The 21899-nt window shown below is 65.4% G+C and carries 23 protein-coding genes; 12 read left to right on the top strand and 11 right to left on the bottom strand.

The window, feature by feature from the left end; translation table 11 throughout:
* Positions 1–7: 7 nt before the first annotated feature.
* Both pssA and CQW49_RS03335 read right to left on the bottom strand, forming a co-directional pair.
* The gene (gene pssA / locus CQW49_RS03340) at positions 8–838 is read right to left on the bottom strand and encodes a CDP-diacylglycerol--serine O-phosphatidyltransferase (protein ID WP_003610951.1); all 831 of its coding nucleotides are present in this window, start codon (positions 836–838) and stop codon (positions 8–10) included.
* Positions 839–853: 15 nt separating this feature from the next.
* Positions 854–1552 (bottom strand): phosphatidylserine decarboxylase, encoded by a 699-nt coding sequence (locus CQW49_RS03335; RefSeq protein WP_003610952.1) that lies wholly within the window; start codon positions 1550–1552, stop codon positions 854–856.
* A 351-nt stretch (positions 1553–1903) separates the two neighbouring features.
* On the opposite strand from CQW49_RS03335, the gene CQW49_RS03330 reads away from it, so the two are divergent.
* Positions 1904–2731, top strand: a complete 828-nt coding sequence (locus CQW49_RS03330) for an outer membrane protein (RefSeq protein ID WP_003610953.1) — start codon at positions 1904–1906, stop codon at positions 2729–2731.
* Positions 2732–3017: 286 nt separating this feature from the next.
* Positions 3018–3896, top strand: a complete 879-nt coding sequence (locus CQW49_RS03325; RefSeq protein WP_003610954.1) for an outer membrane protein — start codon at positions 3018–3020, stop codon at positions 3894–3896.
* Between the two features lie 309 nt (positions 3897–4205).
* Here CQW49_RS03325 and CQW49_RS03320 read toward each other — a convergent pair whose 3' ends face one another.
* A complete protein-coding gene (locus CQW49_RS03320; RefSeq protein WP_003610955.1) occupies positions 4206–5462 on the bottom strand; it encodes a glycosyltransferase in 1257 nt (418 codons plus the stop codon).
* 5 nt (positions 5463–5467) lie between these two features.
* Positions 5468–7414 carry a glycosyltransferase family 2 protein gene (locus CQW49_RS03315; RefSeq protein WP_003610956.1) on the bottom strand — a complete coding sequence of 649 codons (1947 nt, stop codon included), beginning with the start codon at positions 7412–7414 and terminating at the stop codon, positions 5468–5470.
* Positions 7415–7634: 220 nt separating this feature from the next.
* On the opposite strand from CQW49_RS03315, the gene CQW49_RS03310 reads away from it, so the two are divergent.
* From CQW49_RS03310 to CQW49_RS03300, 3 genes are read left to right on the top strand one after another with little or no spacing between them, the layout of a single operon-like run.
* Positions 7635–10247 carry a plasma-membrane proton-efflux P-type ATPase gene (locus tag CQW49_RS03310; RefSeq protein WP_003610957.1) on the top strand — a complete coding sequence of 871 codons (2613 nt, stop codon included), beginning with the start codon at positions 7635–7637 and terminating at the stop codon, positions 10245–10247.
* A gap of 10 nt (positions 10248–10257) precedes the next feature.
* Complete coding sequence (locus CQW49_RS03305) at positions 10258–11106, top strand: polyphosphate kinase 2 family protein (protein ID WP_003610958.1); 849 nt, start codon at positions 10258–10260, stop codon at positions 11104–11106.
* A gap of 17 nt (positions 11107–11123) precedes the next feature.
* Positions 11124–11663 (top strand): AAA family ATPase, encoded by a 540-nt coding sequence (locus CQW49_RS03300; RefSeq protein WP_003610959.1) that lies wholly within the window; start codon positions 11124–11126, stop codon positions 11661–11663.
* Positions 11664–11679: 16 nt separating this feature from the next.
* On the opposite strand, the gene CQW49_RS03295 is transcribed toward CQW49_RS03300, so the two are convergent.
* On the bottom strand, positions 11680–11958 hold the full coding sequence (locus CQW49_RS03295) for a hypothetical protein (RefSeq protein WP_003610960.1): 279 nt from the start codon (positions 11956–11958) through the stop codon (positions 11680–11682).
* A 94-nt stretch (positions 11959–12052) separates the two neighbouring features.
* Complete coding sequence (locus tag CQW49_RS03290; RefSeq protein ID WP_003610961.1) at positions 12053–12787, bottom strand: hypothetical protein; 735 nt, start codon at positions 12785–12787, stop codon at positions 12053–12055.
* A gap of 355 nt (positions 12788–13142) precedes the next feature.
* Here CQW49_RS03290 and CQW49_RS03285 point away from each other — a divergent pair, with 355 nt between their 5' ends.
* Positions 13143–13376 carry a hypothetical protein gene (locus tag CQW49_RS03285; protein WP_003610962.1) on the top strand — a complete coding sequence of 78 codons (234 nt, stop codon included), beginning with the start codon at positions 13143–13145 and terminating at the stop codon, positions 13374–13376.
* A 2-nt stretch (positions 13377–13378) separates the two neighbouring features.
* Here CQW49_RS03285 and CQW49_RS03280 read toward each other — a convergent pair whose 3' ends face one another.
* Together CQW49_RS03280 and CQW49_RS03275 are read right to left on the bottom strand one after the other, a co-directional pair.
* Positions 13379–14767, bottom strand: a complete 1389-nt coding sequence (locus CQW49_RS03280; RefSeq protein ID WP_003610963.1) for a sensor histidine kinase — start codon at positions 14765–14767, stop codon at positions 13379–13381.
* A complete protein-coding gene (locus tag CQW49_RS03275; RefSeq protein ID WP_003610964.1) occupies positions 14764–15441 on the bottom strand; it encodes a response regulator in 678 nt (225 codons plus the stop codon). Before CQW49_RS03275 ends, CQW49_RS03280 begins: the two co-directional genes overlap by 4 nt.
* Before the next feature lie 249 nt (positions 15442–15690).
* Between CQW49_RS03275 and CQW49_RS03270 the strand changes: the two genes are divergently transcribed.
* Both CQW49_RS03270 and CQW49_RS03265 read left to right on the top strand, forming a co-directional pair.
* On the top strand, positions 15691–16122 hold the full coding sequence (locus CQW49_RS03270; RefSeq protein WP_003610965.1) for a DUF2946 family protein: 432 nt from the start codon (positions 15691–15693) through the stop codon (positions 16120–16122).
* A gap of 80 nt (positions 16123–16202) precedes the next feature.
* Complete coding sequence (locus CQW49_RS03265) at positions 16203–18422, top strand: TonB-dependent siderophore receptor (RefSeq protein WP_003610966.1); 2220 nt, start codon at positions 16203–16205, stop codon at positions 18420–18422.
* A 3-nt stretch (positions 18423–18425) separates the two neighbouring features.
* Here CQW49_RS03265 and CQW49_RS03260 read toward each other — a convergent pair whose 3' ends face one another.
* Complete coding sequence (locus CQW49_RS03260; RefSeq protein ID WP_003610967.1) at positions 18426–18902, bottom strand: DUF1810 domain-containing protein; 477 nt, start codon at positions 18900–18902, stop codon at positions 18426–18428.
* A 55-nt stretch (positions 18903–18957) separates the two neighbouring features.
* On the opposite strand from CQW49_RS03260, the gene CQW49_RS03255 reads away from it, so the two are divergent.
* Positions 18958–19161: a DUF2905 family protein gene (locus CQW49_RS03255; RefSeq protein ID WP_003610968.1), complete on the top strand. Its 204-nt coding sequence runs from the start codon at positions 18958–18960 to the stop codon at positions 19159–19161.
* A 5-nt stretch (positions 19162–19166) separates the two neighbouring features.
* Here CQW49_RS03255 and CQW49_RS03250 read toward each other — a convergent pair whose 3' ends face one another.
* Both CQW49_RS03250 and CQW49_RS03245 read right to left on the bottom strand, forming a co-directional pair.
* Positions 19167–19505 carry a (2Fe-2S) ferredoxin domain-containing protein gene (locus CQW49_RS03250; protein ID WP_003610969.1) on the bottom strand — a complete coding sequence of 113 codons (339 nt, stop codon included), beginning with the start codon at positions 19503–19505 and terminating at the stop codon, positions 19167–19169.
* A gap of 4 nt (positions 19506–19509) precedes the next feature.
* The gene (locus CQW49_RS03245; RefSeq protein WP_003610970.1) at positions 19510–19806 is read right to left on the bottom strand and encodes a CCDC90 family protein; all 297 of its coding nucleotides are present in this window, start codon (positions 19804–19806) and stop codon (positions 19510–19512) included.
* Positions 19807–19835: 29 nt separating this feature from the next.
* Between CQW49_RS03245 and CQW49_RS03240 the strand changes: the two genes are divergently transcribed.
* The 3 genes from CQW49_RS03240 to CQW49_RS03235 all read left to right on the top strand — a co-directional run bounded on the left by CQW49_RS03240 (position 19836) and on the right by CQW49_RS03235 (position 21810).
* Positions 19836–20048: a hypothetical protein gene (locus CQW49_RS03240; RefSeq protein ID WP_003610971.1), complete on the top strand. Its 213-nt coding sequence runs from the start codon at positions 19836–19838 to the stop codon at positions 20046–20048.
* Positions 20049–20288: 240 nt separating this feature from the next.
* Positions 20289–21026: a HipA family kinase gene (locus CQW49_RS24305; protein WP_155931327.1), complete on the top strand. Its 738-nt coding sequence runs from the start codon at positions 20289–20291 to the stop codon at positions 21024–21026.
* Positions 21019–21810, top strand: coding sequence for a DUF3037 domain-containing protein (locus CQW49_RS03235; protein WP_003610973.1), 792 nt, complete (start codon positions 21019–21021; stop codon positions 21808–21810). The genes CQW49_RS24305 and CQW49_RS03235 overlap by 8 nt, the downstream gene beginning before the upstream one ends.
* Positions 21811–21899 lie beyond the last annotated feature (89 nt).

Here is a 21899-nt window from a genome sequence, read left to right as displayed (position 1 = left end):
GCGCGCATCATGCGCTCGCCGTCTTCTCCGCCTCCGCCTTCGCCAGCTCGTTGTAGCGCTTCACGCCGAAGGGAATGGCGGCGAGATAGGCGAGGCTCGCGAGGATCAGGCTCTCCATCGGGTAGATGGCGAGCAGCAGCGCCGAGACGCCGACGCCGAACAGGACCAGGATCACCGAATCGCGCGGAATGCGGCCGATGCGCTTGCCCGAGAAATGAGGGATGCGGCTCGCCATCAGCAAAGCGATGGCCAGCACATAGACGATGTAGAAGGCGACGAAGGGCTTCGAGCCGGGCAGCTCGGCGACCGAGAGATGCAGATAGAGGGGCAGCAGCACGGTGACGGCGCCGGCCGGCGCCGGCATGCCGACGAAAAAGTCCGAATGCCAGACCGGGCGGCCGGGCTGATCCACCGTCACATTGAAGCGTGCGAGGCGCAAAGCGCAGGCGATGGCGAAGGCGAGCGCCGCGAACCAGCCGAGCCCCTTGATCTCATGCAGCGACCACAGCCACAGCAGCAGCGCCGGGGCGACGCCGAAATCAACGAAATCGGCGAGCGAATCGAGCTCGGCGCCGAAGCGCGACGTTCCCTTCAGCGCGCGCGCGAGGCGGCCGTCGAGACCGTCGAGCACGGCGGCGGCGATCACAGCGGTCACGGCGGTGTCGAACTTGCCCTCGGTCGCATAGCGAATGGCGGTGAGGCCCATCGACAGCGCCAGCAGCGTGACGAGATTGGGCAGAACGATGCGAAGAGGTATCGCGCGAAAGCGCAGACGCCGCCGCTCGGAGGGCGTGAGTTCGTTTCGGTCGTCGGGCCTGTCGCCTAGAGACGCGTTCATCGGTCGTCCGCTGGTTCAGCCGGCCTTGAAGCTCATCGGCGCGGCGGTGGAGGTCACGTCGGCGAGAATTGTCTCGCCGGCGATGGCGCGCGAGCCGACGGCGACGCGCGGCTTCACGGTCACCGGCATATAGACGTCGACGCGCGAGCCGAAACGGATGAGGCCGAAACGATCGCCGACGCCGATCGGCTCGCCCTCCTGCACGAAGCAGACGATGCGGCGCGCGACGAGCCCGGCGATCTGCACGACGCCATAGCGGCCCGACGGCGCCTCGATGATGATGCCGTTGCGCTCATTGTCCTCGCTCGCCTTGTCGAGATCGGCGTTGAGGAAGATGCCCGGCTTATATGCGACTTTCACGACGCGGCCGGTGATCGGCGCGCGATTCACATGCACGTCGAAAACGCTCATGAAGATGGAGACGCGCTGCAGCGGCTCGGCACCGAGGCCGAGCTCGGGCGGCGGCAGGAAGAAGCCGATGGAGCAGACGACGCCATCCGCCGGCGCGACCACGAGCCCCTCGCGCAGCGGCGTCAGGCGCTGCGGGTCGCGGAAGAAATAGACGCACCAGCCGGTGGCGATGAAGCCGATCCAGCCGAGCGTGGCCGAGATCCAATGCAGCAGCAGCGCGGCGATGGCGAAGGCGGCAATGAAAATATAGCCTTCGGGATGAACCGGGACGAGCGATTTGCGGACCGATTCGAAGATCGACATGGAAAGAGGCTCCGATCGCTCGGCAGGATCCCGCGCTCCCGCGAGTGATTCTGCGTCTTCATGGAGGCCCGAGCGGCGTTCCGCTGCGAGCTCCGGCGTCGCCGGCGGGGGAGACTATTGCCATTTCGCCGCGTGAAAGTCACGGGGCGGGGTCGATCGGCCCCCTGTTGCAGATTTGACACAGTGGCCGGCAAAGTGCCTGCGGAGCGTTTGGGCCGGGCGAGGGGCTGTTGACGCGTCTGGTAATTCTCCGTACGTCTTTTGCGAAATATGGCGCTTCCTTGATGCGGGAGCGATGAAATCTTTCCGATCCCGTAAGGGCTCGGGCGGCGGATCGAATGAGGCCTTGTCATGAGAATTTTTCTGACTGCTGCAATGCTCGCGCTGACCGCGGCCGGCTCGGCGCTCGCCGCCGACCTTCCGTCGAAGAAGATGGCGCCGATGCTGCCCCCTCCGCCGCCGCCGCCGCTCTGGAGCGGGTTCTACGTGGGCCTCAACGCAGGCTACACATGGGACGAGCGCGGCAATGTTCTCGTCAATTCCCCGGCCAATATCTGGGCGGTCGGCGCCAGCGGCAGCGGCGCGCTCGCGACCAGCAACGACGGCTTCATCGGCGGCGGCCAGATCGGCTATAATTATCAGTTCGGCCAGACCTTCGTCGTGGGCGTCGAGGCCGACATCCAGGGCGTCGGCGGCAGCAACAGCTCGGCGACGGTCGGCAATTTCGTCACGCCGGTCAGCTCCGCGATCACGGCCTCCAAGCAGCTAGACTATCTCGGCACGGTGCGCGGCCGGGCCGGCTATCTCATCTCGCCGACGCTGCTGCTGTATGGCACGGGCGGCGTCGCCTATGGCCAGGCCAATCTGAACGCCACCGTCACGCAGACGGGGCTCAACGGCGCGACCGGCTCGGCGACTGTCGGCTTCTCCGACACGCGAGTGGGCTGGACCGCCGGCGGCGGCGTCGAATGGCTGTTCATGCCGCAGTGGAGCGCGAAGGCCGAATATCTCTATTACGACCTCGGCCGGGCCAGCGCCTCCAACACGCTCGCCTTCCAGGGCGTCAATGTCGGCGCGACGACCGTCTCCAGCAGCTTCAAGGGCCATGTGGTCCGCGCCGGCGTGAACTATCACTTCAACCTGTTCACGCCCCCGGCGCCGGTGGTTGCGAAGTTCTGATCCGACGTCGAGGCGTTCGACAAGGATTATCGAGGATCGATCCAAAAAAAGCCCGGCCGAGAGGCCGGGCTTTTTGCGTTTCGACGCGCGTCGAATCGGCGTTCATCGACGTCGCCGCAGCGCCTTAACCTGCAATTTACCCTGATATTGTAAAGCTCGTCCTGTGAGCGCGGCGTGCAATGTAGCGAGTCGGCGGCGCTTTTCCTGATTATGCGTAATCCGAATCGACGCTCTGCGCTGAGACGCGGCGGCGCGCGCGTCGATTCTTGTCGAAAGGGCGATCTTTATGAAGACCTCACTCCTTCCCGCCGCCGCATTTGCCGCCGCCTTGACCGTCGGCTCCGCCGTTGCGGCCGATCTGCCGTCGCGCGGACTGCCCATGGCTCCTCCGCCGCCTCCGCCGCCGCTGTGGAACGGCTTCTATGTCGGCATCAACGCCGGCGCGACCTTCGGCGGCGACGCGACCAAGACCAACGCCATTCCCGGCTTCGCCGTCCCAGGCCTCGGCCCGAATCTCGCGACCTCCGCGGCGCTGGCGACCGGAAGCTATCCGTCCGATGACGCCCGCTTCCTCGGCGGCGGCCAGATCGGCTATAATTTCCAGGCCTCGCCTTCCTTCGTGCTCGGCCTCGAAGCCGATATCCAAGGCGTCGCCGGCTCGCGCAGCACGGCGAAGAACTCCGGCCTCGGCATCCCGGCCGGCTTCCTCGGAGTCGTCGCCTCCGATACGACAACCACCAAGCGTCTCGACTATCTCGGCACGATGCGCGGCCGGGTCGGCTTCCTCGCCGCTCCGACCTTGCTGCTCTACGCCACGGGCGGTCTCGCTTACGGCGAGGTCGGCTCGACGGTCACGATCGGCCAGGCCAATCTGCCTTTCGCTCCGTCCTTCGGCTCTTTCGGCGGCTATTCGGATCTGCGCGTCGGCTGGACCGCTGGCGGCGGTCTCGAGTGGCTGCTCGCGCCGAAGTGGAGCGTGAAGCTCGAATATCTCTATTACGACCTCGGCAGCGTGACCTATCAGGGGTCTGCCCTGTCCTTCGCCGGTCTCTATGCGAGCACGCCGGTGGTGAAGACGCGCTTCGACGGACATGTCGCGCGCATGGGCCTCAACTATCATTTCGACTTGTGCGAGCCATCGGCGCCGCTCATGGCGAAATACTGAGCCCTCGTCGCGAACGACTTTCGAGGCCCGGCCCTTGCGGCCGGGCTTTTTCGTTTGGTGGCGCCTGGATCGCGAGCCTTCGGGCTCGCTCTTCAAAGCCCATCAAATTCGAAGAAGCAGACCCGTGGTTCTACTGTTTTTGACGCATCCCAACGAAAATGTGGCTCGTCATTGCGAGCGAAACGAAGCAATCCAGAGCCGTCGAGCGGCATCTTCCGATATTTCGTGGCGGCTCTGGATAGCTTCGTCGCTTCGCTCCTCGCAATGACGCTCCTCGGATGATCGCGTGCTTGTTGTGACACAGTAGAATCAGAGGCTGTCCAGAAACGCCTCTATGCCGGCGAAATAGCTCGCTGCTCGCGGCGGGACGAAAGTGCGCGCCGCCGCGACCGCGGCGAGACGGCGCGGCCCGCGTCGATCGGCGACGGCGAGAATCGCCTCCTTCCAGCCCTTGCCGTCGATCGGCGACAGATACACGGCGCGCCCCTGCGCGACCTCGCGAAAAACCGGGATGTCGGAGACGATCGCGGGCGTGTGCAGCGACAGCGCCTCGACGACCGGCAGGCCATAGCCTTCGGCGAAGCTCGGCATCAAGAGTGCGTCGGCGTTGGCGACGAGGCGGCGCAGGCTCTGCGGGGACAGCCCATGGACGTGGCGGACATGGCGTCGCAGCGCGTCGCAGCGGCGCAGCATGTCGAGCGTCTGCTCATTCTCCCAGCCCTGGCCGCCGACCAGCGCGAGCTTGGGGCAGGGTGCGCCAGAAGCGGCGAGCGCGCGCCAGACATTGAGCAGCAGCAGGTGATTCTTGCGCGGCTCCAGCGTCGACACGGCGACGCAATAGGCGCTTTCGGCGAGCGCATCGTCGTGATCGTCGGCGGCGTCCGCGAGCCCGAGCGAGGAGGCGAGAGGCTGCACGTGAATGGGCGGAGGCCGAGTGTCGCGCGCCGAGAACTCGCGGCGCAGCCGTTCGGCGACGACATGGGTCGTCGTGATCAGCGCGCAAGCGTGGCGCAGGATCGTGTCGAGCCGCCGGCGAAACAGGCGCTCATAGCCGGGACGGAAGAATTCCGGACGATCGAGCGGCAGCAGATCGTGGACGAAGAACACGGACCGCACATCGGGCCGCCGCGCCAGCCAGTCGAACAGCAGCGGGAACTCGCAGGCGTGCTGGGCGATGTTGAGATAGATCGCCGACGGTGGAACGACATGCGGCTCGTCATTGGCGAGACGCCGGCGCGTCTGTCGCCACAGATCGCCGAATCGCGAGCCTCGCGCGGCCGCTCTCGGCGCGATCGGCGTCTCCTCATTCCCGAGGAGCCACTCCCGCAGCGCCGGCCAGCCATCTTCGGCGTCTTCGGCCGGAGCGATCTCGGCGAGCAGAGCCGCGACACGCTCGCGCGAGAAAACATGTGGCCGCGGATAGCCGTAATGCACGCCGCAGGCGAAGCGCTCATGCGCGGCGAAATGGCGGGCGTAGGAGAGATCGACGCCGCCGATGCCGGCCGCGCCGATGGCGCGCCCGCGCGAGACGAGATGGGTCGCGTCATAGACGATCGGCCGCTGCATCTGCGTCACCAGAGCGCGACATGCCGCGCATAGAGCGACAGGCCGGGGTGATGGAAGGGATCGTCGCGAATGACCTTGCGCCAGCGCGCGCGGAAATACTCGCGTGAGCGCGCATAGACGCTCATCGGCCGGAACATCGCCGAGCCGCGCGAGGCGGATTCGAGGTGAATGAGACACGCCGCGGGGACATAGAGATTGGTCCAGCCGCGCTCGGCGAGACGCAGGCAGAGATCGGCGTCGTTGAACTCGATCGGCAGATTGGCGGCGTCGAAGCCGCCGACCGCCTCGAACTTGCGGCGCTCCACCGCCATGCAGGCGGCGGTCACCGCCGTCGTCTCGTGGGGATGGCGGGTGCGGTCGAGCCAGCAGGGCGCCTCGGGCGCGACCAGCGCGCCGAAATGGCCCGCGTCCTGCCCGATGCCGATCACCACGCCGGCATGCTGCACGCGGCCATCCGGGAAGGTGAGCAAGGCGCCCACCGCGCCCGTCGCCGGCGCGAGGGCGGGGCGCGTCAGCTGCTCGAGCCAATCGGGCGAGAGCACGATGGTGTCATTGTTGAGGAAGACCAGGACCTCGCCCTTCGTCTGCGCCGCCGCCTCATTGTTGAAGGCGGCGAAATCGAAAGGTCCGGGCCGTTTCAGCACGCGCACGCGCGCGTCCTGCTCGGCCTTCGCCAAAATCGCCAGCGTATCGGCGCGACGGCTGCCATTGTCGACGACGACGAGCTCGAAATCGGGGTGGGTGGAGAGGCTCAGCACGCTGTCGAGACAGGGGCCGAGCAGTTCCGGTCGATCGCGCGTCAGCAGAATGATCGAGGCCGAGGGCGTCGGCGTGACGAGCGAGCCTGAAGGCTCGCGGTCCGGGCGTGGCTCAGAAGCCTTCGGGCTCGCTCCCTCGGCGTCGTGGGTCAGCAGCCAGCGACGCAGCTGGACGACCTGCCGCGGCTCGAGCCCGAGCGCGGCGCCGCGCATCGCCTCGGCGAGCGCATCCTCGTTGGGCCATTCGCGCGCGGCGAGCGACGCCGCGGCGACGAAGAGGCCGCGGCCGAGCCAGGGCCGGGCGCGTTCGAACTCCGGACTCCAGCCCGGCTTGAAGCTCGGCCGTCGACCCTCGGGCGTGCGGATGATCTCATCCACATAGAACAGCCGCGCCTGCGGCGCGCGCGCGGCGGCCTCGGCGAGGCAGGCGAGCGCATGGGGCGCGAGCGTGTCGCCCGCGCGCAGGCGGCAGACGAAATCGGCGTCTGCGGGGAGGGCGAGCGTCTTTGCCTCTCGCGTCACGGCGACGAGCCGCAGGCGCGGGTAGAGCTGCGCGGCGATCGAGTCGAGCGTGCGCGTCAACTCCTCCGGCGTGTGGCCTTCGGCGAGAACGAATATTGCGAAGACCGGGCCGCGGCTCCAGTCGCAGCGCGGCGCATCGATCGCCGCCGGCTCGAAGGCGCGCTCGCGGCGCGCCAGAAAGGCCTCGAATTGCTCGACCGGCTCGGAATTGGTCGCCCAGTCGAGCGCGTTCTCCGCTTCGGCCGCATAGCCGAACAGGGTCGGCAGGAAGAAGGACCAGAGCTTGCCCGGCTTGCGCCGCCAGACGCGGGCCAGCATCTCGCCGAGCGACACGGCGCGAATCGTCTCGATCTCGAAGGCGAATGGCCCTGTGCGGGTCGTCGGCGAGATGGAGACGGCGTGCGTTCCCTTCGGCAGCGCGCCGCGCCAGACGCCGGCGCCCGCCACCGGCCCGGGAAGAATTCGCTCGATCGCGCCGGAAGGCGTGGAAAAGCGCAGGACCGGGCGCACGGGGTCGTCGACGAGGCTCGCGCGGAACACGATCTCGACGAAGGGGCTGCGGGGGAATTCGGCCTCGATCCGCAGCCAGGGCTCGTCGGATTGCGCTTCGAAGCGGCCGTCGCGGCGGATGACCCCCGATTCGGGAACGAGCTCGATCGCCGCACGCGTCACCCGACACTCCTCCACTCTCGCATTCTTCGCTGGAGCGCGTTCCGTTCGGAATGCTCCGGCGATTCGTCCCTGCGATGGTAAACGAGCCGCGACGCGCGTTCACCATTTCGCGAAGGCTATTTTGTGGCGTCGGCCGCGCTATTTCTGATCGACGCCAACCAACGAACGGCGCGGCCCGGCCGATCGCCGCAATGCGCTTCGCGCGCGAGGGAGAGCGTCCATGCTTTCGCCGAACCGACCGCCTCGACAGGACGTCAATCATCGGCAGATTCGCGGTCCCGAGCTCGAGAAGATGCCGATCGACGAGCTGCTGACGACGCTCGGCGTCGAGGCGGCCGAGGGTCTTTCCGCGGCCGAGGCGCGCAAGCGCCTCGCGATCTTCGGGCCCAATGCGCTCACCGAGAAGCGTGTCTCGCTGCTGCGCAAGCTCATGCGCTATTTCGCCGGCCCCATGGCCTATATGATCGAGGCGGCCGCGATCGTCTCCGCCATCATCGGCCATTGGGGCGATTTCTCCATCATCATCGCGCTGCTGCTGTTCAACGCCGCGCTGGAGGCCTGGCAGGACCGCAAGGCCTCCAATGCGCTGGCGGCGCTGAAGAAGGGCCTCGCGCCCGAGGCGACGCTGCTGCGCGAGGGCGCGTGGCGCACGGCGCCGGCGTCGGGGCTCGTGCCCGGCGACATCGTGAAGATCAGGCTCGGCGTCGTCGTGCCCGCCGATATTCGGCTCGTCGGCGGCGATTATGTCTCGATCGATCAGGCGGCGCTGACCGGCGAATCCCTTCCCGTCGCCAAGAAGGGCGGCGACCTCGCTTATTCCGGCAGCATCGTCAAGCAGGGCGAGATGACCGGCGTCGTCATCGCCACCGGCGCGCGCACCTTCTTCGGCCGCACGGCGAGCCTCGTCGAAGGCGCGGGCGCGGTGAGCCATGCGCAGAAGGCGATGTTCGAGATCGGCGATTTTCTGATGGTGATCGCCGTCGCTCTCGCGCTGATCATGGTGATCGTGCGCGTCTATCGCGACCTCGTCGTCGTGGACGATTGGGGACTGTCCGACGCGCTCTCCATCCTGCAATTCGTGCTGGTGCTGATGGTCGCCTCCATTCCGGTGGCGATGCCGGCGGTGTTTTCGATCACCATGGCGCTCGGCGCGCTGGCGCTGTCGAAACAAAAGGCCATCGTGTCGAAGCTCTCGGCGATCGAGGAGATGGCTGGCGTCGATGTGCTGTGCTCCGACAAGACCGGCACGCTCACGAAGAACCAGCTTTCGGTGAGCGAGCCGATCTTGGTGCAGGGACAGGACGCGCAGGACTGCATTCTCGCCGCGGCGCTCGCCTCGCGCGCCGAGGATCGCGACGCCATCGACATGGCGGTGATCGACGCGCTCGCCGACAAGCATGCGACCAACGGATACAGGCTCGAGAAATACACGCCCTTCGATCCGGTGACGAAGCGCACCGAGGCGCGCCTCGTCGCGCCCGACGGCAAGACGCTCATCGTCGCCAAGGGCGCGCCGCAGGCGATCGTTCAGCTCGCTTCGGCTTCGCCCCATGTCGCCGCCGCAGTCGCGGCGATCGTCGCCGACCTCGCCGCCAAGGGCTCGCGTGCGCTCGCCGTCGCGCGGTCGCAGGACGGCGGCCGGAGCTTCGATGTGCTCGGCGTGCTGCCGATGTTCGATCCGCCGCGCGATGATTCCAAGGCGACGATCGCAGCCGCGCGCGCAAAAGGATTACGGGTCGAGATGGTGACCGGAGACGACACCGCCATCGCCAAGGAGACCGCGCGGCAGCTCGGCCTCGGCGACAATATCATCTCCGCCGCCGACATATTCCCGAAGGATTTCGATCCGAACAATCTGCCGCCCGACGTCGCCGAGGCGGTGGAGCGCGCCGACGGTTTCGCCCGGGTGTTTCCCGAGCACAAATATGCGATCGTCAAGGCGCTGCAGAAGCGCGGCCATCTCGTCGCCATGACCGGCGACGGCGTCAATGATGCGCCGGCGCTGAAGCAGGCCGATTGCGGCGTCGCCGTCTCCGGCGCGACCGACGCCGCGCGTGGCGCCGCGGCGCTGATCCTCACCGCGCCGGGCCTTTCGGTGATCGATAGCGCGATCGACGAGGCGCGGCGCATCTTCGGCCGCATCGAGAGCTACACGCTCTATCGCGTCGCGCTCACCATCGACATCATGTTCGTCGTGGTGCTTTCGACCATATTTCTCGACTTCACGCCGCTGACGACGGCGATGATCGTCGTGCTGTCGCTGCTCGACGACGGGCCGATCATGACCATCGCCTATGACAACACGCCGGTGAGCCGCACGCCGATCCGCTGGCGCATGCCGCGCCTGCTCGGCGTGTCCAGCGTGCTCGGCATGTTCTGCGTGCTCGAATCCTTCGGCCTGCTGCTGATCGGCGTGCGCGCGCTCTCGCATCCGTCGGCGCAGGCGCTGCTCGGCATCTCGACGCCGCAGCAATTGCAGACGATGATGTTCCTGCAACTCGTCGTCGGCGGCCATCTGCTGCTGCTGGTGACGCGCACCGAGCGCTGGTTCTTCCTGCCGCCGTTCCCGGCCGCCAAGCTGTTCTTCGCCATTGTGATCACGCAGATCCTCGCCGTGGCGCTGTGCTGGTTCGGCTGGCTCGTGCCGGCGATTCCGTTGCGGCTCATCGGCCTCGTCTGGCTATATTGCCTCGCCTTCATGTTCGTTCTCGGCTTCGTGCGCCGCATCTGCGAGCGCTTCGCCGACGGGCGCACGACGCGCGAGGCCAAGAGCGTCGAGATCGTGCATCGGCCGCTGGCGCCGCATCCGGTCGCCGCGCCCGTCAGATCCTGAGGAGGGGACAATGGATTGGAGTCGATATCAGATCGCGCCAGGCGCGAAAGTCCGTCTCGCCGATTTCGATCCGTCCGACACCGGCAAGCACAAATCGCATCACGAGGCGCTGCCCAAGATCGAGGAGCATGTCGCGCGCATGGCGAAAGCGCAATATCTGCTCTACGCCGATGGCGCGCAGGCGCTGCTCATCGTGCTGCAGGCGCTCGACGCCGGCGGCAAGGACGGCACGATCCGGCATTTGTTCTCGGGGATGAATCCGCAAGGCGTCACCGTCGCCTGCTTCAAGCAGCCGACGCCGCTCGAGCAATCGCATGACTTCCTCTGGCGCGTGCATGCGCAGGCGCCGCCGCGCGGCCATGTGACCATCTTCAACCGCTCGCATTACGAGGATGTGCTCGTCGTGCGCGTGCATGGTCTCGTTCCGCGCGACGTCTGGTCGAAACGCTATGACGAGATCAACGCCTTCGAGCATCTGCTCGGCCGTGACGGCGATGTGCGCATCTTGAAATTCTATCTACACATCAGCCCGCAGGAGCAGCTCGCGCGCTTCAAGCAGCGGCTCGACGATCCGGCGCGCAATTGGAAGATCAGCGAGAGCGACTATACGGAGCGCGGATTTTGGCCGCAATATGTGAAGGCCTATGAGGAGACCTTGGAGGCGACCAGCACGAAGCATGCGCCCTGGTTCGTGATTCCATCGAATCACAAATGGTATCGCGATCTCGTGATCTCGCGCATCGTCGTCGACACGCTCGAGGAGATGAAGCTGAAGCTGCCGCCGACGCGCGTCGATCTGAAAGAGATCGCCGCCAAATATCACGCGGCCGAGGAGCGGGAGAAGAACGGCGGCGACTGACCGCGGCGGGGAGGGGAATGGATCGATTTGTCGTGATTTCCGGCTGCTCCGGCGGCGGAAAGTCGACGCTGCTCCTGGAGCTGGCCCGACGCGGCTATGCCGTCGTCGAGGAGCCGGGGCGCAGAATTGTCGAGCAGGAGCTCGCCGGCGACGGCGCGGCGCTGCCTTGGACGAACGGCGCGGCGTTCGCGCGCCGCGCCATCGATATGGCGCTGGCCGACCGTTCCTCCGCGGCTTCTCGGGACTCTCGGGACGGGTGGGTGTTTTTCGATCGGGGGCTGATCGACGCTGCGGCGGCGCTGGAGCATTTCGCGGGAACTCCAGCGCTGACCTCTCTGGGGGCCGCGCATCGCTATCATCGCCGCGTGTTCATGACGCCGCCATGGCCCGAGATCTATGCGAGCGACAGCGAACGGCGGCACGGATTCGAGGAGGCGGTTGCCGAATTCCAACGGTTGACGCAGGTCTATCCAGCGCTCGGCTACGAAATGGTGATCATTCCGAAATCGACTGTCGAATTGCGCGCGGACTGCGTCCTGCGCCACCTGCAGACATGAGCGTCCGATCGGCCCGTCAGTCCGCCTTGCGCTGCGGCGCGCCGTCGATCTCGTCGCGGCGGCGGAAGCGCAGCACCGCGCCGGGCGTTCGGTTGCGCGCTGTGATGCGCGTGCGGCCGGTGCCGGTCAGCACATAGCGGCCACGACTGTCGTCCCAGCGCATCAGATCGTTCTGAATGGCGCGCTGACGCAGAGCCATGGTCATAGGGTCCTGCACATGGGGGGGCGCGATGTCCCCATGGGCGTCGACCTTTTTCAAGGCCTCGATGAGCTTGGCTTCCTGAGAGTCTGTCATCGCACGCAGTATATGACGCCGATCGTGGCGATGGGCAAGAAGTTTGCGCAGCCGAGGTCGAGCCGAAGATCGGTCGCGGCGACGCCGGGCGGGGTCACCGCAGTCGAGACGAAGTCGGCAGGCGGCGCTTCCACCGCTCTCCCGCCATCAGCTCCGTCCGCCGCACCCATCGCGCCTGAATGCGGCTGACGCGGCGCGGCGTCTCGGCCGTCGGCTCTTCGTCCTCGTCCAGATCGATCACGATCTCGTCGTCGAGCTCGGCTTCGAGGTCCAGCTCCTCGATCGCGGCGAAGGTCGGGCGCGGCGCGGGCGCGGAGGCCGGGCGGCGCGGCTTGCGTGGGGCCGGCGTGATGGCGACGGCGATAGCGATCTCCGCCTCCTGCTCGGCGGCTGGCGCCGGCGCGGGCGTCTTGCGCGGACGTCCGCGCTTGCGCGGCGGCGGCTCGGGCTCGTGCGGCGGCGCGACCTCCACCTCGATGAGGCTGGGCAGAATGCGGCCGGTGGGCCGAGGGGCGGGAGCTTCGACCGGAGCGGGCTGGGCGACGAAGAGCGCCACGGCTTCCGCCAGGATCGGCTCGGGATCGGGCGCAATCTCCGGCTGCGGGGCGAGCGGCGGAACGACGACCTTCTTGCCGAAGACGAGGTCCGCGGCGCGCATCGCCGCCTCATAGCTGTCCTCGGACTCGCGGAGGCGCGGCGGCGGCGGAGGGGGCGCCTCGAGGAAGCGCGGCGTCGGCTCGGGGGCGGCGTCCTCGGCGGCGCCGCGCGACGCGGGCTTGGCCGAACGCGTTTTATATTCCGTGACGAAGGGGCGAATCGGGCGGCGCATGGGTCTCCGGCGCGGGTGCAGAATGGGGAAGATCGGGCGGCGACAGCGTTCGTCGGGCGAATCGAGCTCACGAATGGAGCCCGCGTCAGGATGAACGGAATCACTGAACCCCGCTAGAGTGCGCGACTACTTAGTGATTGTCGAGAAGATTCGCTCGACATGAGGATATTGATCGCGTGCGGCGCGCGCGTCGCTGGTCTCGACTCGGCGAATTCTACTTTTCGGCGCGCTACTCGGGCCCGGCGCGAGTCGCTGCTCGAGCCTCGCCGTCGAAATCTCCCGTCGCTGCGCGCGAGGATTGAAGTCCGGTCGGCTCCGCCTAGCTAAATCCGCAAGGCGAAAAGGGAACGAGACGATGGATCCGTGCGATCAGCCGCTCGCCGAGATGGCGTTCTGCGAAGCGACGAGCTGTGTCTGGAAGAAGGGCGTCGGAGCGGTGCAGTCGGTGATTCAGTCACCGGGCTCGGCCAATATCGGAGATTGGGCGCTGGCCATACTGGCCGCGCTCTGCGCTCTCGCCGTGCTCGCCCTCCTCGTCCGCGCGCTCGCGCCGCGCACTCGCGTCATCGAGCGCCCCTCGTCCTTCTGATCTCAGGCGATGGGGCCGGCGCGTTTCGGCGTTGCGGGGAACGACAGCCTGAAGGTGGCGCCGCCGCCCGGCGTCGTGTCGACGAAAATGCGTCCGCTCATCTTGTCCATCAGCTCCTTGGCGACCGCGAGGCCGAGGCCGGTTCCGGGCGTGGCTTCGCTCTTGCGCCAGAACGGCTCGAAGATCGCCTCGCGATCCGTCGGCGCCACCCCGTCTCCGTGATCGATGATCTCGACCGTCGCGTCGGCCACGCGCGCGAGGACGACGCCGCCCTCCGGCTCGGCGCGCAGCGCATTGTCGACGAGATTGCCGATGACGGAGGCGATGGCGCGCGCATTGCCGCGGACGAAAGAGGGCGCGCCTATGGTCTCGAATTCGATCTGACGTCCACAGCGGATCGCGAGCGGCGCGCGGCCGGCGACGACGCTCCACACGGTTTCGGCGAGATCGACCTCCTCCTCGAGCGAGACCTGCCCTTCGCCGAGCCGGGCGGCGATCAGCATCTGCTCGACGATCGCCTGCAGCTGCCGCGTGTCCTGCTCGAGATCGGCCTTGAAGCTCGGCTCCTCCTCGTTCTGAAGCCGCGCGCGCAGAATGGCGAGCGGCGTGCGCAGCTCGTGAGCGGCGTTGGCCGTGTAACGACGCATGCGCATGACGCTCGCGTCGAGCCGCGCCAGCGCCTCGTTCATCGCGTCGATGACCGGCCGCACCTCCGCAGGGGCTCCGGTCGGATCGACGCCCTGGCCGAGCGAGGACATGTCGATGCCGCGGGCGTCGGCGGCGATGCGGCGCAAGGGCGCCAGCGCGTCTCTCACGCCGCGCCAGGTCGCCGCCGCGGAGGCGAGCGCGACGACGAGGACGAAGGCGCCGGTGAAGCCGATGTCGTCGCTCAGCAGATAGAACCAGTCGGACCATTCGATGTCATAGCCGCTGGCGGCGACGAGCAGGCGGCCGTGGGGCGTCTCGTCGACGATCAGATAGCCTCTGCCGTCGCGTCCTGGCCTGGCGGCGATGGCGAAGCGCTGGCCGCGGCTCTTCAGCGCCCCGTCGTGCTTCAGCAGCGCCGAGAGCTCGGCCGAGGAGCCGGGCAGGGCCGGGCGATCCAGCGCCTCGAACACGGCGAATTGCAGGCTCGGCGTGCGCGAAAGGCGCGAGCGCAGCGCCGCCGTCGGCGCGACGCCGAGCGCGCCCGTCTCGTCCCGTGTCAGCGAGTCGACGACGAGGCGGTGAACATGGTTGATCGCATAATCCGAGATCAGCATGTCCCGATTGCCGACCAGTCCCAAGAGCTCGAGGGAGTAGGAGGTCGACAAGGCGACGAAGGCGCCGACGAATTCGACGAGCAGGATGATGAAGGTGAGACGACCCGTCAGCGAGGGAGCGCGGCTCATTTTCCTCTCGCGGCGATCATATAGCCGACGCCGCGCGCCGAGTGGATCTGCGCGCCCGCCTCCATCTCGTCCAGATGGACCCGCAGGCGGCCGACGAGCATCGTCAGAGCGTGGGGGTGGACATCGTCGTCGAATCCCCAGATTTCCGACATCAGCGTGTCTCGGCGCACGATGACTCCGGCGCGCCGCATCAAGGACTCGAGCAAGGCCAGCTCGCGATTGTGAAACAGCGCCGGACGTCCGGCGACCGAGACCATGCGCGTCGACAGATCGAAGGTCAGCGCGCCGACCGTGACCGGCGGCGCGCCGTCGTCGACCGCGCGCCGCAGATTGGCGCGGATGCGGGCCATCAGCTCCTCGAGATCGAAGGGCTTGACCAGATAATCGTCCGCCCCGGCGTCGAGACCGGCGATGCGGTCGTCGACCGTGTCGAGCGCAGTCAGGATGAGCACGCGGCTCGCCGGATGCCGGTGGCGGACCTCGGCCACCATGGCGAGACCATCGCCGTCCGGCAACCGGCGGTCGAGCACCACGATCGGATAGGGGTGGTCGGCGAGCGCCGCCGACGCGAGCTCGAGCGTTTCGGCGAGGTCGACGGCGAAGCCCGCGCTCCGCATGCGCTTCGCCACCTGGTCGGCGAGGCGCCGATTGTCCTCGACCAGCAGAATTCGCATGGACGCCGCTCCCTGCGCGAGATGCTCTCGATCGACCGCGAAGGCCGCAGCCGAGCCTGCGTCCGACTATTGTCTCTCGCATTTTCAATGGCAAGCGCCGGCTCGTCTGTTGCAGCGAAGCCACAGTCCCGCGGAATTCGTGGCGGCGCCGCGCCGCGAGATTCCGATGTGACCATCCGCGTGCGACGTCCGACCAGGGACGTCTTCTCCGACGCGGTCGGGAAGCTTCGATCCGGCCACAGGCGAGGCATGATGAGCGGACTGACGGGAATGGACGCGGAGGGCAGGGGAATTGCGCGCGCGTCGCGCTTTTCGGCCTGCGTCGCCGCACTGTCCTTCCTGGTGCAGATTCTCGCCTTCGTCCTGTCGCCCGATGGGCGCGTCGCCTTCGCCTCGGGGGCCGCGGGCGCGGCTCTCGCCATGTCCGGCGAGTTCTGCCGAGCGGAGGATGGCCATGGCGGCGGACGGCCGGAGCGCCCCTCCGCACATCATCATTGCGCCTTCTGCCCGATCTCCCACAGCGATCCCGCCCTGGACGGCGTCGTCCCCGGGCCGGCTCTTCCGGCGCCGCGCACGGCGCCGGAAGAGAGCGCCGAGGCCCGCGTCGCCGAGCCGCCGGCGCGTCCGCCGACGGGCTGGACCAGTTCCTGGTCGTCGCGCGCGCCTCCACGCCTCTCCTGAACCGAGCGAGCGCGGCTTTTCGGCCGCAAATCCATCCTTCGGTCCCGGGCGGCGCTGCGCGTCGCATCGAGGAGATCATCATGCAATTCGGACAATTGTCGCGCGGCGTCTGCCTCGGCGCCCTCACCCTTTCCCTCTCTTGCGCGGCGGCGCGCGCCCAGGAAGCTCTGCCGACGATCGATATCGCCGGCGCCGGTTCCGCGAATGGCGCGGGCGGCTCGGGCCGCCAGGAGCCCGGCAAGGAGACCGGCTATCGCCGCTCCAGCACTGTCGCCGCCACCAGGACCGACACGCCGCTCCTGAAGACGCCCGTCGCCGTGCAGATCGTCCCGCGCGAGGTGATCGAGGACAAGCAGATCCTCAACACGATGGAGGCGGTGAAGAATGTGTCGGGCGTGCAGGCGCAGCCGGGCACCTTCTACGACCAATATCGAATTCGCGGCTTCAACAGCGGCAATGGCGTCACTTATAGGAACGGCTTGCAGATGCGCGGCATCCTCGGGTCCGAGGAGATCGCCTTCACCGACCGCGTGGAGATCGTCAAAGGGCCGAGTTCCGTTCTCTATGGGCGCATGGAGCCGGGCGGCTTCGTCAATGTGGTGACCAAGAAGCCTCAGGAGAAATTCCACGCGTCGGTGCAGCAGCAGGTCGGCAATTTCGGCCTCGCGCGCACGACCTTCGACATCGGCGGGCCGGTCGACGAGGCGAAGACGGTGCTCTACCGCGTCATGGGCGCCTATGACCGCGCCGACTCCTTCACCGATTTCGACCATCGCGACAATGGCGCCGTGGCGCTGTTCCTCACCTTCCGACCGACCGAGAATTTCGAGTTCAACGCGCAGTTCGAGCATTACGAGAAAAAGCAGACGACTCCCGCCGGCTCCGGCCAGATCCCGGTGATCGGCGATCGGCCGCTCGATCTGCCGCGCAATTTCAGCGTCAGCGATCCGATCATGTGGTCGGATTTCCCCTATACGGTTCATCGCAGCGTCTTCGCCTATGACTGGACCTATCGCTTCGACGACAAATGGAAGATCACGAATAATTTCCATTATGTCGACAGTCGTGAAACGCAGGCGATGCTCGCGACAGCCTTCCTCGGCGACGAGAGAACGATCCGCCGTCGGTTCATCTTCAACCCACTCGAGCGCAACATTCTCTCGACCAATCTCAATCTGATCGGCGACGTGGAGATCGGGCCGACGCGGCACAAGCTGCTCGCCGGCGTGGACTGGTTCTCCTATGTCGACAATTGGGGGCCGCAGAACTACATCGGCGGCGTGCCATTCATCGCGCCGCTCGACATCTACACGCCGACGCGCGGCAATCTGACCACCACTTTGTACAATCTCAAATATCAAGCGGCGCAAAATTATACGTGGCGTGAGCGCGACCGCGACTTCGGCGTCTATGCGCAGGATCAGATCTCGCTCTTCGACGACAAGCTGCATATTCTGCTCGGCGGACGCTGGGACAAGTCGGAGGTCGATCAGGCCGAGACCTACGGCTTCTTTCTCGCGCGCTGCTATCCGACCTGCACCGGCTATCCGCTCCTGCATCTTCCCGATTCGCCGAAGCTGTCGCCGCGCGCGGCCGTTCTCTACCAGCTGATGGACAATGTCTCGGTCTATGGCGGCTATGTCCGCTCCTTCGGCCAGAGCAATGGCGCCAATCTCGGCACCGGCGCGACGCCGGTCCCGGAGGCGGCTGTGCAATGGGAAGGCGGCTTGAAGTCGCAATGGCTCGACGGGCGCGTCACCGCCTCGGCCACCTATTTCAATCTGCGCCGCAAGAATATTCTGGAGAACGACCCGGCCAACCCCGGCTTCATGATCGCGGTCGGTGAGGTCGAGAGCGAGGGCCTGGAGCTCGATTTCGCCGGACAGGTGACGGAAAATCTGAGCCTCATCGGCAGCTACACCTATGACGTGGCGACGGTGACACGGGACGACAATGGCAACCGCGGCCACGGCTTCAACGGCGTCGCGCCGCATGTCGGCAATCTCTGGGCGAAATGGGACACGGCGCCGGGCCTCCGCGAGGGCTTCGAGCTCGGCGGCGGGCTCTATGCGATGAGCTGGCGCTGGGGCGACGACGCCAATAGCTGGATCCTGCCCGGCTATGTCCGCTTCGACGCCATGGCCGCCTATCGCACCGAGGTGCTCGGCCACAAGGTCACGGCGCGGCTCAATGTGAAGAACCTCAGCGACACGAAATATTTCGAATATTCCGACGCCGGAACGAACGCTTATTACGGCGCGCCGCGCAGCTTCGTCGGTTCGCTGGGCTTCGAGTTCTGATTATCACGAGCGTGGCTCGGGCGCCGGTTCGGCGCCCGAGTCGTCGAGCAGGGCGAGCCGCGCCAGCGTCGCCGGATCCGCCGCGCCGTGGCAGAGCCGGCGCAACGCCTCCGTGAACAGCGCCTCCTGTGGCGCGGCGGCGGCGAACAAGGTCATGCAGGAGCGGAATTTCACATCGTCCGGCGCGCCGAAAATCGCGGCGAGCGGACGCTCGGCGGCGAGAACCAGGCGCACGCAGTCGCGCAGCCTGTCGCCGAGCAGGGGATGCGCCAGAAAGGCGCGCGCCTCGGCGGCCGAGTGAATCGCATAAGTCTGCGCCATGGCGCTGCGGCCCAGCCCTTCGATCTGCGGAAACACGAACCACATCCAATGGCTGCGCTTGCGGCCGGCGCGCAGCTCGGCGAGAACGCGCTCCATCACCGGAGCCTGAGCCTCGACGAAGCGGCGAAGGTCGAAGGGATCGTCGGCGGGGCGCGTCATGCTCTCCTCATCTGCGGAAGAACCCTTATCTGCGAGAGAGACTGCGGAGGTCGTCATGCCGAAGCTGCTGATCGGCGCCGGAGCCGTGCTGATCCTCGTCGGGCTGCTGTGGCTCCTCGGAGAGCGGCTGGGGCTCGGACGCCTGCCCGGCGACATTGTCGTCGACCGCGGCAATTTCAAAATCTACATCCCGCTGGCGAGCTCGCTGCTGGTGAGCGTCCTCCTCAGTCTCGCCTTCTGGCTGTTCGGCCGCGGGTAGGGGGATCAATCCTCCAGCAGCAGCGCCAGCTCGGCGACGGGCCGATGATTCAGCACATGCTGCACGAAAATGCGCAGCAGGTTTTCCGCGGTGAGCTCATGGTACCAGATATCGTCCGGCGCCACATGGGCGAGCGGCTCGCTGCAGCATTGGCCGAGGCAATTGCGGCGCACGCAAGAGGCGACGCCGATCGTCTCGGCTCCGAGACCGGTCTGGATCAGCAGTCCGCGCAGCGCTTCCAGATTCGCCGTCGCCCGTCCGTCCCGGTCGCAGCACGGCCCGGTGCAAATGACGAGACGCCGGTCCTCGACCGGACGCCCGAATATGTCGAGCGGCTCCCCCACGAAGTCAGTGCCCGGCCGGAAGATATCGGATGGCCGCGAGGATGACGCCGACGGCGACGACCATGACCGAGCCGAACCAGATTTTGAGGTCGCGCTTCGCCAGCTCGACCTCTGCTCGGACGGTGGCGATATCTGCTTTCAACTCGGCCTTGACGGCTGCGAGGTCCGCCTTCGTCGCCAATTCCTGGCTCGTCGCCTCGGCGAATGCTTCCGCCGTCGCCTTGGCCTGCGCATGCGGGACGCCTGCGGCCTCGAGCTTTTCGACGAATTTCAGCGTATCGAAGGCGACGGCGGAACTCATGCGCTGTCCTTGCGTGGAGCGCTCGCAATATGGCGCGGCTGCGCTTCCGCGTCCAGAGCGCCGGCCTTCCGCAGCTGCGCCTGACTTCGCCGCTCGACGACAGCAGAGCGAATATTGGCGCGACTTCGATAAAAGCGGGTGATCCGAACCAATGCAAAATTGTCGGCGAGTGGCAGGAGTGGATATTCGGTTTAATTCAATCTGTTAAAAGACAGCAGCGGCCTTTTTCCGTGGCGGAATAATCTAATTATAACAATAGCGCGGCAATCATTTTTGTCCCACTCTCAGGGGAGAGCGGGCGACGAGCTGCGATAGAAGTCCAGCGTTGCACTGGCATCCATTGACTTTCAAGGCTTACCCGCCCGATAACGGTAGGGCGTTGGGGAACGAGATTCTTGATGTTGATGTGTGGGACGGTTTGTCGGCCGCGAACGATTACGAGAGAGATTGAACGGCATACGGCCGCAAGCCAAGTCATATTGGTGGATACCGACGCGGGCCTCGGCTATCTCAAGAGCCCAAATAATCCGATGGGTCCCGCATCCGTCATCGCGGAGCTTGTCTGCGCGGAGCTGGGAACATGGTTCGGATTAAATATCCCACCATTTTCTATAATCGCTGACAGTCAAATCGAATTAGTGATGAGTGGTCTCAGAAGAGTTGAATATCCATCTTTTTTTTCAAAGCATATTGAAAGCGTGATGCCGTTCGATGGAACAGATTTATTTTTGCATAAGCTACGGAATAGCGATGATATTGCAAAACTTATTATTTTCGATACGTGGGTCAGAAATTTTGACAGGTGTGCCCCCGGAATGCGCAATTTTGATAATCTACTGATTTGTAAGCCGAGTCGAAAAAAGCTATATGACTTGGTACCAATTGACCACGGACAGTGTTTTGTTGAGGATGGAGATTTCATTATTAGCAGGTATGATGCAATAGTCGTGCGCGATGAGACTATATTCGGCGTATTCCCGCCTTTTAGGGGATTTTTAACTCACGATTCTGTACGAAGGGCGGTCACTAAGCTGCAATCGCTAGACAGGTCCTTTGTCGAGGACGTTGTAGCATCTGTGCCGGCGGCTTGGGGCCTCGGACCCAATGCGTCAGCATCGCTTACCGATTTAATTTGCGACAGGGCGGCGTTTGTGGTGGAAACCATCGCTGGAAAGATCGTAACGAGCCCTAGGTTGCCTGGAGTGGACGAGAATGATTGATGCGCAAGCATATTTCTCGCTCGTTCAATACGGCGAGATGCCGGAGCGAGCTGAGTATGTGAACGTAGGCGTGGTCCTATTTGCTCGCGCCGCTCCATACGTGTTGTCCAAATTTGTTGCGTCATCTCGACAGGCGGACAGCAATATCCACAGGCCATCCTTTTTCAAGGACATGGTTGAATCGCTGCGCTGCCGCATCTCGGCTGAATTCCAGAAGGACTGGACGCTTGAGTCAGTGAGTCGATTCGTCGAAACTAGAACGGGCAATCTTCGACTCCTTCAACCACGCTCTGTGCTAGCTGAAAATCCAATTGACGTGATCGAGGACTTATACGCCAAGCTCGTATGTTCGCGCTCGTCCGCGGTCAAAAAGCTTCGTATTGGTCAAAAGCTAAAACACGAACTCGTTGAGCGCGGCGTTGAGGCGTTGCTTGAGAAGCCAGAGCCGGTTGAATTACCGCAAGGTATAACACTGAAGGCTCCCTATGCATATCAAAATGGCAGATACAACCTAATTTCCGGGCTATCGCTTATTAGCGACCCAAATCATGCCATTGAAGCGGCTAGCGCACAGGCAATTAAAGGAGATTGGTTGTACAAAGATACACAAATAATCCGCCCCGCGAAGCTCGTTGTTGTTGCGGACGTTGAGGGGCAATCAGACAATTTTGTTCACGATATAGCCGGGTTGATGGAAGAGCACAATGTCGGGTTTTATCGCCTCGATAATATTGAAGGCCTCACGCTCGACATTCGAAGAAATGTGCTTAACCACCGTCATTAAAACGTGAAAAGCGCCGGCGCGGACCGGCAGGGCACTTGCTCAGACGATATTTTCGAGGTCGCGACGATCGTCATACAGCGGCGACCAAG

It is taken from the genome of Methylosinus trichosporium OB3b (assembly GCF_002752655.1).
GTDB classification, from domain to species: domain Bacteria; phylum Pseudomonadota; class Alphaproteobacteria; order Rhizobiales; family Beijerinckiaceae; genus Methylosinus; species Methylosinus trichosporium.
This window is presented reverse-complemented; position numbering and strand designations above follow the sequence as displayed.